The 11,892-nt window shown below is 64.7% G+C and carries 8 protein-coding genes; 3 read left to right on the forward strand and 5 right to left on the reverse strand.

Features of this window, described 5'->3' with window-relative positions; translation table 11 throughout:
- Nucleotides 1-327 precede the first annotated feature (327 nt).
- Entirely contained in the window at nucleotides 328-2,592 is a 2,265-nt protein-coding gene (locus tag B2W70_RS12040) for an arginine/lysine/ornithine decarboxylase (RefSeq protein WP_286745989.1), read from the forward strand.
- Here the strand turns inward: B2W70_RS12040 and B2W70_RS12045 are convergent.
- From B2W70_RS12045 to B2W70_RS12065, 5 genes are all read right to left on the reverse strand, one after another.
- Complete coding sequence (locus tag B2W70_RS12045) at nucleotides 2,584-4,218, reverse strand: tetratricopeptide repeat protein (protein WP_286745991.1); 1,635 nt, start codon at nucleotides 4,216-4,218, stop codon at nucleotides 2,584-2,586. The genes B2W70_RS12040 and B2W70_RS12045 overlap by 9 nt on opposite strands.
- Before the next feature lie 38 nt (nucleotides 4,219-4,256).
- Nucleotides 4,257-4,886 carry a sensor histidine kinase gene (locus tag B2W70_RS12050; protein WP_286745993.1) on the reverse strand — a complete coding sequence of 210 codons (630 nt, stop codon included), beginning with the start codon at nucleotides 4,884-4,886 and terminating at the stop codon, nucleotides 4,257-4,259.
- Nucleotides 4,887-4,889: 3 nt separating this feature from the next.
- Entirely contained in the window at nucleotides 4,890-6,530 is a 1,641-nt protein-coding gene (locus tag B2W70_RS12055; protein WP_286745995.1) for a tetratricopeptide repeat protein, read from the reverse strand.
- Between the two features lie 177 nt (nucleotides 6,531-6,707).
- On the reverse strand, nucleotides 6,708-7,850 hold the full coding sequence (gene dnaJ, locus B2W70_RS12060; RefSeq protein ID WP_286745997.1) for a molecular chaperone DnaJ: 1,143 nt from the start codon (nucleotides 7,848-7,850) through the stop codon (nucleotides 6,708-6,710).
- 89 nt (nucleotides 7,851-7,939) lie between these two features.
- Complete coding sequence (locus B2W70_RS12065; protein WP_286745999.1) at nucleotides 7,940-10,537, reverse strand: DNA topoisomerase III; 2,598 nt, start codon at nucleotides 10,535-10,537, stop codon at nucleotides 7,940-7,942.
- 139 nt (nucleotides 10,538-10,676) lie between these two features.
- On the opposite strand from B2W70_RS12065, the gene B2W70_RS12070 reads away from it, so the two are divergent.
- Both B2W70_RS12070 and B2W70_RS12075 read left to right on the forward strand, forming a co-directional pair.
- A complete protein-coding gene (locus B2W70_RS12070) occupies nucleotides 10,677-11,255 on the forward strand; it encodes an SET domain-containing protein (protein WP_414631054.1) in 579 nt (192 codons plus the stop codon).
- Nucleotides 11,256-11,287: 32 nt separating this feature from the next.
- Nucleotides 11,288-11,892: biotin--[acetyl-CoA-carboxylase] ligase (locus B2W70_RS12075; protein WP_286746002.1), on the forward strand; the 605-nt coding region annotated here is incomplete at its 3' end.

Here is an 11,892-nt window from a genome sequence, read left to right on the forward strand (position 1 = left end):
CGCCATCGCAGCCAAAGCCGCCGCGCTGGCGCCCAGCGCCAGCATCAACAGGTAAAACGAGCCCGTCAGCAACTCCAGGCTGACGAAAAAACCCGCCACGATCCACCACAGCGTCGAGTCACTCATGTGTCCGACATCCCCATATCTGATTCACGGATGTGGGCAACAGTTTATGCCGGCGCCAGACGTTTTCCCCAGGCGGGCTTGCCTGTCGGCGGTATTTGAAGCGAGTGGACGCAAAAACCCGGCTTCGTCAAACAAATCCGGGGCTTGAGACCCTACACTTCGCCATTTTTCCGACCCGTCACCTTTGATTCAGGAATGGCCATGCTGCGCTTCCGTTTCCCCATCGTCATCATCGACGAAGACTTCCGCTCCGAGAACACCTCGGGCCTGGGCATCCGTGCGCTGGCCGACGCCATCCAGAAGGAAGGCTTCGAGGTGCTGGGCGTGACGAGTTACGGTGACCTGGCGCAGTTTGCACAACAGCAAAGCCGCGCCAGCGCCTTCATCCTGTCGATCGACGACGAGGAGTTCACGCCGGGCCCCGAGCTCGACCCGGCCGTGCTGAACCTGCGCAAGTTCATCGAAGAAATCCGTTTCAAGAACGCCGACATCCCCATCTACCTGTATGGCGAGACGCGCACGTCCGAGCACATCCCCAACGACATCCTGCGTGAGCTGCATGGCTTCATCCACATGTTCGAGGACACGCCGGAGTTCGTGGCGCGTCACATCATCCGCGAAGCCAAGGGCTACCTCGATGGGCTGGCGCCACCGTTCTTCAAGGCGCTGATGGACTACGCCCAGGACGGCTCGTACTCCTGGCACTGCCCGGGTCACTCAGGTGGCGTGGCGTTCCTGAAGAGCCCGGTGGGCCAGATGTTCCACCAGTTCTTCGGCGAGAACATGCTGCGCGCCGACGTGTGCAATGCCGTGGAAGAGCTGGGCCAGCTGCTCGACCACACCGGCCCCGTGGCCGAGTCGGAGAAGAACGCCGCGCGCATCTTCAACGCCGACCACTGCTTCTTCGTCACCAACGGCACGTCCACCTCCAACAAGATGGTGTGGCACCACACCGTGGCGCCGGGCGACGTGGTGGTGGTGGACCGCAACTGCCACAAGTCGATCCTGCACAGCATCATCATGACCGGGGCCATCCCCGTGTTCCTGACGCCCACGCGCAACCACTTCGGCATCATCGGCCCGATCCCGCAAAGCGAGTTCGAGCCGGCCAACATCCGCAAGAAGATCGCCAAGCACCCGCTGCTGCAGGGCGTCGATGTCAAGAAGGTCAAGCCGCGCATCCTGACGATCACGCAGAGCACCTACGACGGCGTGCTCTACAACACCGAGACCATCAAGGGCATGCTCGACGGCTGGATCGACAACCTGCACTTCGACGAGGCCTGGCTGCCGCATGCCGCCTTCCACAAGTTCTACGGCATGTACCACGCCATGGGCAAGGGCCGCGCGCGCCCCAAGAAGGCGGTGGTGTACGCCACGCAGTCCACGCACAAGCTGCTGGCCGGCATCTCGCAGGCCTCGCACGTGCTGGTTCAGGACTCGCAGACCGTGCCGCTGGACCGCCACCTCTTCAACGAGGCCTACCTGATGCACACCTCCACCTCGCCGCAGTACGCGATCATCGCGTCGTGCGACGTGGCCGCGGCCATGATGGAGCCGCCGGGTGGCACCGCCCTGGTCGAGGAGTCGATCAAGGAAGCGCTCGACTTCCGCCGCGCCATGCGCAAGGTCTCCAAGGAGTACGACAAGGACTGGTGGTTCAAGGTCTGGGGCCCGGAAAAGCTCGTGGCCGACGACATCGGCAAGCCCACCGACTGGGTGCTCAAGGCCAACGAGAAGTGGCACGGCTTCGGCAACCTGGCCGACGGCTTCAACATGCTCGACCCGATCAAGTCGACCATCATCACCCCGGGCATGGACGTCTCGGGCAAGTTCGCCAAGACCGGCATCCCGGCGTCCATCGTCACCAAGTACCTGGCCGAACACGGCGTGGTGGTCGAGAAGACGGGTCTCTACAGCTTCTTCATCATGTTCACCATCGGCATCACCAAGGGCCGCTGGAACACCATGCTGACGGCGCTGCAGCAGTTCAAGGACGACTACGACAAGAACCAGCCTCTGTGGCGTGTGGTGCCCGAGTTCTGCCAGAAGTACCCGATGTATGAGCGCATGGGCCTTCGCGACCTGTGCCAAAACATCCACGAAGCCTATGCCAAGGGCGACATCGCCCGCCTCACCACGGACGTGTACCTGTCGGGACTGGAGCCCGCCATGAAGCCTTCGGATGCCTACGCCTGCATCGCCCGTCGCCAGACGGAGCGCGTGGAAGTCGACCAACTGGAAGGCCGCATCACCACGGCGCTGCTGACGCCTTACCCTCCCGGCATCCCGCTGCTGATCCCGGGTGAGCGCTTCAACAAGAAGATCGTCGATTTCCTGAAGTTCACGCGCGACTTCAACGACGCCTTCCCGGGCTTTGCCACCGACGTGCACGGCCTGGTGGCCGAAGAGCTGCCCAACAAGGGCGGCAAGCGCTACTACGTCGACTGCGTCAAGTCATCGTGACGCCTTGATGGGGGCAGGCTTGCGCACGTAGCGGGCCTGCAGCTCCTCGAGCTTTTGCAGCACATCGGCATCCAGGCCTTGCTCTTGGTAGCGCTGACGCAGCATGTCGGCCAGCTCGATCATGCGGGTGTTGCCCGTGGTGGTCCCCTGGCTGACCAGCTCTGCGATGGCGCCATTGGCCTGGCCGGCCTTGGCCTTGGACAGCGAGGTCTCCGCCAGCGTCACCAGTCGCTTGTAGCTTTCGCGGACCAGTGCTTCATAAGGCTCATGGGCGTGCACCATCATGGCCAGCATGTCCGTCATGCCCTTGTTGATGCAGAAGCGGCGCGCCAGCTTTTCGATCCACAACTCGGCATCGGGCAACTCCAGCTCGCTGGCGCGAAGCTTGAGCAACAGGCTCATCATGTTGCCGGCGGTCTCGAAGTCGTAATCGGGCTGGGCGAACTCCCTCGTCATGTTCTTCACGCGGCGCACCACGTCGGCCACCTGGCGCTGCAGCATCAGGCTCAGGACGTTGACCATCTCGTGCATGCGGCGCAAGCGCGCGCTGCGAGGGGCCTTTTCGTGGGCCTGCATGATCTGATTGAGCGACTTCTGAAGGGACTTGCTGTCCTGCTTCTCGAAGTAGCTCAGCGACAGCATCACCAGGGTCTGGAAGTCGAACATGCGCGAGGTCACGCCCAGGGCCGTGGCGCGCTCGAGCACCTGTGTGGCCTCGTCGGTCTTGCCCAGGTGAAAGGCCAGCAAGCCCATTTTCTGCAGGCGTGACAGGGAAGAGGGCGTCAACGAGACAGCGTGGCGATAGGTCTCGTAAGCCGCGTCGAAGTCACCACTTTGAAAGTTGGCGCGTCCCATCACGTCGTAAGCATCGGCGTACGACGGGTTGTCCACGATGAGGCTTTCGAGAACGCGCTTGGCGGGGGCCACCTGACCTGAATCGAGCTGAGCTCGGGCCACGCCAAGCCGCGCCCAGGGCATCGCCTTGGTGGCATCGATGGCCTCGAAAAGCTCTTTGGCCTCGTCATGCCTGTTCAACCGAAGCAGCAGTTCGCCGCCGATGCGCGCGGCGTAGATCCAGTACTCACCTTTGGCTTCAAAGCGAGCCTGGCAAAGCCCCGCCGCGAGCTTGAAGTCCTCTTCCTGCATGGCCTGGAAGATGTCGGCCAGAGACTGCTTTCGGTGCCTGGCGACGCCCAGTCGCGCTGCCAGGTCGTTGTGGGTGTGGGGTTTGAGCAGGTAGCAGTCAAGGGCCGACTCGGCCGCTTCGGCCACGCGTGAGTAGCTCGCCTCGGAGGTCACCATGATGAACACGGTGGCGTAGGGCAGGTTGTTGCCCTGCCTGAGCTCTTCGATGAGGTCTGCGCCCGTTTGCTGGGTGTCGTTGAAGTGGTAGTCGCACAGCACCACGTCGTACTGGGTGGTTTCCAGCTCGCTGCGGGCCTCGTTGTAGCGGCCCACTTGCTTGACGCGATCGCTGGGCACGCCCAGGTCAACCAGCATGCCTTTGAGGATGCTGCGCGATGTCGGGTTGACGTCGATCACCAGGGCGCGTGCGTTGCGCAGGTCGTGCAGCGGCGAGTTCTCCGCATCGTCGTTCTTGTCTCGGGCCTTGAGGACTTCGTGCATGGCCTTCTCGTTGTGGGCTGAGGGGGCTGACCCGTGGATCAGGGCAGCTGCAAGGTGAACCGAACGCCTCCGGCAGGGCCTGTGTCCAGCGTGACGCTGCCTCGGCGATTGGCATGACGGTGGGCCTGTGCCACGGCTTCTGCCAGGGCGTGTCCGAGCCCGGTGGCACTTTCTTGCCCTGGGTCGTCGGCACCCAGGCCAGCGCCGTCGTCGTCGACGGTCCAGCACAGCTGGCCATCCTGCTCGTGCACCCCGATCCACACGTGTCCGTTAGCGAACCGGGTGGCGTTGTGGATGGCCGAGTCGAGCGCCAGTTGAACCAGCCGACGGTCGAAGTACCAGAAGGGCGGTGGCGAGGCCGTCTGCCTGAGGTGGATGGAGATGGGGTGGTCGTCCAGTTTGAGCTTCAGGGACCATTGCCGAAGCAAGGCTTCGAGCAGCTCAATGGGGGACTCGTCCTCGCAAAGCACACGCAGGCCATCCTGCCCGGCGCTGTAGAGCGTCAGGAACTGCACGAATTGCCGCCGCAGGTCGGTGCAATGCAGGTGCGCCCGTTGCGCCAGCACCGGGGCAGGGTCGTCGATCAGTTGCGACAACTCCGTCTCGAGGTCGCCCAGCGCGTTTTTCAAGTCGTGCGCGATGAGGGCGAGGGCGGCGCTGCGGTCCATGGCTCAGTGTTGCAGGCTGTGGGCATCCAGCGTGCCCAGTGTTTCCCGGAAGTAGCGACGCATCATCACCACCCGGTCTTGACCAGGCATCAGGCGTTCGAGCTCTCCCAGGTACACCTGGATCTTTTCGATCCGTTCGGCGTTGGCTTCCTTCTTCAAGCGCAGCGCCATGCAGTTGATCTGGCAAGCTTGCAGCAACACGCCGGTGTTTTCGGGGTATTCGTGCGCCGCCGCCTCGATCAGGCCGACCGCTTCGTCGATGCGGCTGTCGCGCAGCAGCTTGCGCGCGTCCGAGACTTTGCCTTGCAAGCCTGCCGTGGCCGACTCGATGACGGCGTCGAGCTTGTCCTCGTGGCCGGTGTCGCTGAGCGTGCGGGTGATCATCTGCTTGATGCGCAGGTTCTCGTGGTCCGCGCTGATGGCGTCCTTGAGCAAAGCCATGCCGGCTTCCTCGTGCCCGCAGACGATTTCTGCCTTGGCCAGCGCCACGGTCGCGAAGTCGGCCTTGCCTTTGCTCAGGCCGGCGCGCGCCAGCTCCAGTGTCGCTTGTGCCTTGTCGGCTTCTCCCGCCGCCAACTCCGCCTGCGCCTTGATCGCCAGAGACACCTGGCTGAAGGTGGGGTGTGTGCGGTAGGACTTGTTGCCGTCCTTGATGAGGTTCATGGCCTCAGCGGGTTGACCCAGGTCCACCAAGGTCTGAGCCAGCAAGAGGGTGTCTTGTGGGTTGTCCACGACCGAGCCGCGGCTGGCCTTGGTGGCTTTCATCAACGAAGCCTTTGCCATGTCCAGGTCGCCGTTGCGGTAGGCGCATTCGCCAGAGATGCGATGCCGTTTGGCCGATGGCACCACCAGCGCCGCGTCGCGCAGCGCCCACATGGCGCCCTCGGCGTCACCCGCGGCCTCCATCGACTCGGCAATCACGTCGTAGGCGGCGACGTTGCGCGCGCCTTCGTCGGAGTCGACGATGTCCTGCGCCAGCTGCCGAGCTTGTGCGAACTGCCCGGCAGCTTTGTGTGCGCGCGCCAGGCCCAGTCGAGCCCAGATCAGCTCGGGCCTGACCTCCAGGGCCTGTTGGTAGACCTGTTTGGCTTCTTCGTGGCGGCCGAGCTTGAGCAGGGTCTGTCCTTTGATCTGCAGCACGGGCATGAACCAGCGGTTGCGCACCTGCAGCAGCTGGTCACATTGGGTCACCGCGCCGGCCAGGTCACCTTTTGCCAGCAACGAGTTCACCGGCAGCAGGGCGTGACGCTTTTCGAGCAGGCTTTTGAGCCGGTCTTCGATGTCCGATGCGGTGATGGGTTTGAGCAGGTAGGCGTCCGGGTGGTGCTCGGTGGCCGATGCCACGGAGATGTAAGAGCTCTCGGCCGTGACCATGAAAAACAGGCAGTCGGCTGGCAGCAGACCCTGTTCACGGATGAGCTCGAAGAACTGCTGCCCGTCCGTGCGCTGGTTCAGGTTGAAGTCGCAGATGATCAAGCCATAGCGCCTGGACTTGACCAGTCGGTAGGCATCGTCGGCGTTGGCCGTGGCGTCGACCCGGGTGATGCCCAGCAGCGCAAGCTGGCCGCGCAGCGTGGTTTGCTGGACAGCCATGTCTTCGACGATCAGTGCCTGAATCTGGGGCAGGGAGCTCAGGTAGGTCATGGGTCGACGCAATCGAGACGAAAGGTGCGTCGCCAGGGTGGGGGCCAGGGCGACCGCGACGTGTGAACACGCCCTGTGGGATTTTCGGCATGTGGGCTGGCTTCTTGAGTCGCGGTGGCGCGGGCATGAAAAAAGCGCCCCGCAGGGCGCTTGGTGGACATCCTGGTGTGACAAATGTCACTTGAAGATGTTCTTGACGCGGTCGGTCCAGCTCTTGGAGTTGGGCGAATGCTTCTCGCCACCCTTCTTGAAGGACTCGTCGAGCTCCTTGAGCAGCTTGCGCTGGTGCTCGGTGAGCTTGACCGGCGTCTCCACGTTGATGTGGCAGTACAGGTCGCCCGGGTAGCTGGAGCGAATGCCCTTGATGCCCTTGCCGCGCAGTCGGAAGGTCTTGCCGTGCTGCGTGCCTTCGGGGATGTCGATCTCGGCCTTGCCGCCCAGCGTCGGCACCTCGATGCTGCCGCCCAGTGCCGCGGCCGTCAGGGGCACGGGCACCGAGCAGTGCAGGTCGTCGCCATCGCGCTCGAAGATGTCGTGCGGCTTGATGCGGATCTCGATGTAGAGGTCGCCAGCGGGGCCACCGTTGGTGCCCGGCTCGCCGTTGCCAGCCGAGCGAATGCGCATGCCTTCGTTGATGCCGGCCGGGATCTTGACTTCCAGCGTCTTGGTCTTCTTGACCTTGCCCTGGCCATGGCAGGCCGTGCAGGGTTCGGGGATGACCTTGCCGGTGCCGTGGCAGTGCGGGCAGCTTTGCTGCACGCTGAAGAAGCCCTGGCGCATGTGGACCGTGCCCGCCCCATTGCAGGTCGGGCAGGTCTTGGCGCTGGTGCCGGGCTTGGCACCGGTGCCGCTGCACACGCCGCATTCGTCCCAGGCGGGGATGCGGATTTGCGTGTCCTTGCCGGCGGCCGCTTCTTCCAGCGTGATCTCCATGGCGTACGACAGGTCGCTGCCACGGTAGACCTGCGGGCCACCGCCGCGACGACCGCCGCCACCGCCTTGTCCGAAGATGTCGCCGAAGATGTCGCCGAAGGCGTCGGCGAAGCCACCAAAGCCCTCGGGGCCACCCCGGCCGCCGCCCATGTTGGGGTCGACACCGGCGTGGCCGAACTGGTCGTAAGCGGCGCGCTTCTTGGCGTCCGAGAGCATCTCGTAGGCCTCTTTGACCTCCTTGAACTGCTCTTCGGCTTCCTTGGCCTTCTCACCCTGGTTGCGGTCAGGGTGGTACTTCATGGCCAGCTTGCGGTAGGCCTTCTTGATCTCGTCCTCGGAGGCCCCTTTGGAGAGCCCCAGGACTTCGTAGTAATCGCGTTTTGCCATGGTGGTGGTGTTCAGATCCGACAAAGGCACAGGGCGTGAGCGCGATGCTCACACGGCCTGTGCCCTCATCAGCCGGGGGGATGCCCCGATCAGTCCTTCTTGACTTCCTTGAACTCGGCGTCGACCACGTTGTCGTCGGCGGGCTTGGCATCAGCGCCCGGGGCAGCGCCAGCGCCTTCGGCACCAGCTGCGCCTTGAGCGGCCTGCATGTCGGCGTACATCTTCTCACCCAGCTTCTGCGAAGCGGTCATCAGGGCGTTGGTCTTGGCCTCGATGTCGTCCTTCGACTCGCCCTTGAGGGCTTCTTCGACGTCCTTGATCGCGGCTTCGATCTTGTCCTTCTCGCCGGCGTCGAGCTTGTCACCGTACTCGGTCAGCGACTTGCGCACGCTGTGAACCAGGGCGTCGCCTTGGTTCTTGGCCTGCACCAACTCGAGCTTCTTCTTGTCTTCGGCGGCGTTGAGCTCGGCGTCCTTGACCATCTTGAGCTCGGCCGTGAAGGGCCAGCCAGCTTTGGAGCGGAAGCCCTCCAGCGGGCCCAGCTTGTGCGTGCTCAGCAGCGTCTCGACCTCGTCGAGCTCGAAGCTGCGACCGGCCGGGATCTTGGTCATGCTGAAGCCGCAGCCTTCACCGGGCTTGTCCGCGCCGCCGTCGCTGCCCACGCAGGTGTAGCGGCGGTAGTTTTCCTTGACCACGCCGCCGCAGTTCGGGCAGGGCGTCTTCAAGGTCGCGTAGTCACCCGGGATGGTGTCGCGGTCGTACTCCTTGGCCTTTTGCACCACGCGCTGCGTCATCGCGGCGATCTCGTCCATGAAGGCCTCGCGGCTCAGGCGCCCCTTCTCCATCTCGGAGAGCTTGAACTCCCAGTTGCCGGTCAGCTCGGGCTTGGTCAGCTCTTCCACGCCCAGGCCGCGCAACAGCGTGACCAGCTGGAAGGCCTTGGCCGTCGGGATGATCTCGCGGCCCTCGCGCAGCATGTACTTTTCGGTCAGCAGGCCTTCGATGATGGCCGCGCGCGTGGCTGGCGTGCCCAGGCCCTTTTCCTGCATCGCGGCTTTGAGCTCTTCGTCGTCAATGAGCTTGCCCGCCCCTTCCATGGCGCTCAGCAGCGTGGCTTCGGTGTAGCGGGCGGGCGGCTTGGTCTTGTGGGCCGACACCGCGATGTCTTCGTTGGCCACCGACTCACCGGCCTCGACGGGCACCAGGTGGGCGTCGTCGCCTTCTTCGGCGGCTTCCTTGCCGTACACGGCCAGCCAGCCCGGCTTGACCAGCACCTTGCCGTTGGTCTGGAAGCAGTGCTCCTTGCCGGCGGCGGGCACCTTGGTGATGCGCGTGGTGACCTGGAACTCGGCCGAGGGGTAGAAGACCGCGATGAAGCGCTTGACCACCATGTCGTAGAGCTTGGCCTCGGCCTCGGTCAGGCTGCGCGGTGCCTGCAGCGTCGGGATGATGGCGAAGTGGTCCGACACCTTGGTGTTGTCGAACACGCGCTTGGTGGGCTTGACGTAGCCGTCGTTGACCGCCTTGCGCGCGTGCTGCGAAAGCTCGCGCAGCGGGCCGGGCAGGTCGTCGTCGGCGATCATCTCCATCGTCTGCTTGACCACGGGGATGTAGTCCTCGGGCAGCGCGCGCGAGTCGGTACGGGGGTAGGTCAGGACCTTGTGTTTTTCATACAGGGCCTGGGCCAGGCCCAGCGTGGTCTTGGCGCTGAAGCCGAAGCGCGAGTTGGCCTCGCGCTGCAGCGTGGTCAGGTCGTAGAGCAGCGGGCTGGCCTGCGTGCTGGGCTTGGACTCTTCGGTGACGGTGCCTTGCTTGCCCTGCACCGCGTCGGCGATGGCTTGTGCCTCGGCGGCCGACCAGATGCGGTCGGCCTTGAACTCGGCCTCGGCCGAGCCTTCGGCGGCGTTCTTGTCCTTCTTGAAGTTCGGGGCGAACCACTTGCCCTCGTACGAGCCGGCCTGCGCACCGAAGGTGCCGCGCACCTCCCAGTAATCGCGGAACACATGCTTGCGGATCTTTTCTTCGCGCTCGACCACGATGGACAGCGTCGGCGTCTGCACCCGGCCCACGGTGGTCAAAAAGAAGCCGCCGTCGCGTGAGTTGAAGGCCGTCATGGCGCGGGTGCCATTGATGCCCACCAGCCAGTCGGCTTCGGAGCGGCAACGCGCGGCGCTGGCCAGCGGCAGCATCTGCTCATCAGAGCGCAATTGTTCGAAGCCATCGCGGATGGCGGCCGGCGTCATGCTCTGCAGCCACAGGCGCTGCACGCCCTTGCCCAGGCCCTTGGCGCGCGTCGTGGCCGTGCTGTCGGCCGCGTACTGCACGATCAGGCGGAAGATCAGCTCACCCTCGCGCCCCGCGTCACACGCGTTGATCAGGGTTTCGACGTCCTTGCGCTTGATGAGCTTGACCAGGGCGTTGAGCCGGCCCTTGCTCTTGTCGATCGGGTTGAGGTCGAAGTGCGGCGGGATGACGGGCAGGTTGTTGAAACTCCACTTGCCGCGCTTGACGTCGAACTCGTCGGGCGCCTTGATCTCGACCAGGTGGCCGACCGCCGAGCTCACCACATAGTGCTCGGACTCGAAGTATTCGTCGTGCTTCTCGAACTTGCCATCGACGGGCGTCAGGGCGCGGACGATGTCTTGGGCCACGGAGGGCTTCTCTGCAATGACCAGGGCTTTGCTCATGAGCGATGTTTGTGTCTTGTCGAAAAGGTTGGCCGGGTTCGTCACTACAATCGGCCTCTCGCGCGCACACACATGCGTGCACACGGGTGCGCACACGCACACGCGCGCGCCCACCAATTCAATGTACCCAAACTGGCCGATGACGCAAGCCGCCAAGAAAACCCGGACTTCCGCCCCAGCTTCACCAAAGTCAGCCCCGGTCCCCTCATCGTCGCGCGGCCCGGCTGTGCGCACGGCCCGCCCCCACGCCGAAGCACCCAGCAGCGGCCGACGCACGCAGGTGCGTGAATCGGGCGTGCATGGCAAGGGTGTCTACGCCATCCGCCCGCTGCGCGCCGGCGACAAGGTGCTGGAGTACAAGGGCGAGATCATCACCTGGAAGGAAGCGCTGCGCCGCCACCCGCACGACCCCAGCCAGCCCAACCACACCTTCTACTTCCACCTCGACGACGGCCACGTCATCGACGGCAAGCACCAGGGCAACTCGGCCAAGTGGATCAACCACAGCTGTGAGCCCAACCTCGAAGCCGAGCAGGTGGGCGACCGCGTCTTCCTGATGGCCCTGCGCGACATCGAGCCCGAAGAAGAGCTCTTCTTCGACTACGGCCTGGTCATCGACGAGCGCATGACCGCCAAGCTCAAGAAGGAATACGCGTGCTGGTGCGGTGCGGCGAGCTGCCGAGGCACCATGCTGGCGCCCAAAGGCCGAGGCCGCTGAAGCCTTCGCTCGACTCACCGACAAGGCCCCGGATGCAGACGCCCCCGATCGATCCGGTCCTGGCCGACCTGAACGCTGCTGCCGAGCGCATCTGGGAGGCCTGCTCCCCCCGCTGGCCCGACTTGAGCCTGGACGTGCTGCCCGAGGTGGGCTCGACCAACACCGAGCTCATGGAACGCGGCCGTCGCGGCCAGACCTGGCCGACCGCGTTGGTTGCCGCCAGCCAAACCGCCGGCCGGGGACGCCGAGGCCGCAGCTGGGCCGCCCAACCTGGCGACACCCTCACCTTCTCGCTGGGCCTGCCCTTGCAACTCGGCAGCGTGCCCGGCGGTGGCAGCGCCTTGTCGCTGGCCGTGGGCCTGAGCCTGGCCCAATCGCTCGACCGCGCCCTGCAAGCGCGTCACGCCAGTGGCCTGGGCACCGCCCTGCCCCCCATCGGCCTGAAATGGCCCAATGACCTGTGGCTCGGGTCCCGCAAGCTGGGCGGCATCCTCATCGAGGCCACACCCGCTCCGGGCCTGCCCGGCGGCCCGGACGGCAAAGACGACACCGACGGCAGCCGCTGGGTCGTCATCGGCGTGGGGATCAACGTGCGGCCAGGCCAGGCACCCGCAGGCTCGGCATGGCTGTCCCGCAA

It is taken from the genome of Aquabacterium sp. UBA2148 (assembly GCF_002328915.1).
GTDB classification, from domain to species: Bacteria; Pseudomonadota; Gammaproteobacteria; order Burkholderiales; family Burkholderiaceae_C; genus Aquabacterium; species Aquabacterium parvum.

What these genes read in the sequence shown, in the direction of transcription:
- B2W70_RS12040 (WP_286745989.1), top strand. Translation starts at nt 328, where the DNA reads ATGCTGCGCTTCCGTTTCCCCATCGTCATCATCGACGAAGACTTCCGC.
- B2W70_RS12045 (WP_286745991.1), bottom strand. Translation starts at nt 4,218, where the DNA reads ATGCACGAAGTCCTCAAGGCCCGAGACAAGAACGACGATGCGGAGAAC.
- B2W70_RS12050 (WP_286745993.1), bottom strand. Translation starts at nt 4,886, where the DNA reads ATGGACCGCAGCGCCGCCCTCGCCCTCATCGCGCACGACTTGAAAAAC.
- B2W70_RS12055 (WP_286745995.1), bottom strand. Translation starts at nt 6,530, where the DNA reads ATGACCTACCTGAGCTCCCTGCCCCAGATTCAGGCACTGATCGTCGAA.
- dnaJ (WP_286745997.1), bottom strand. Translation starts at nt 7,850, where the DNA reads ATGGCAAAACGCGATTACTACGAAGTCCTGGGGCTCTCCAAAGGGGCC.
- B2W70_RS12065 (WP_286745999.1), bottom strand. Translation starts at nt 10,537, where the DNA reads ATGAGCAAAGCCCTGGTCATTGCAGAGAAGCCCTCCGTGGCCCAAGAC.
- B2W70_RS12070 (WP_414631054.1), top strand. Translation starts at nt 10,677, where the DNA reads ATGACGCAAGCCGCCAAGAAAACCCGGACTTCCGCCCCAGCTTCACCA.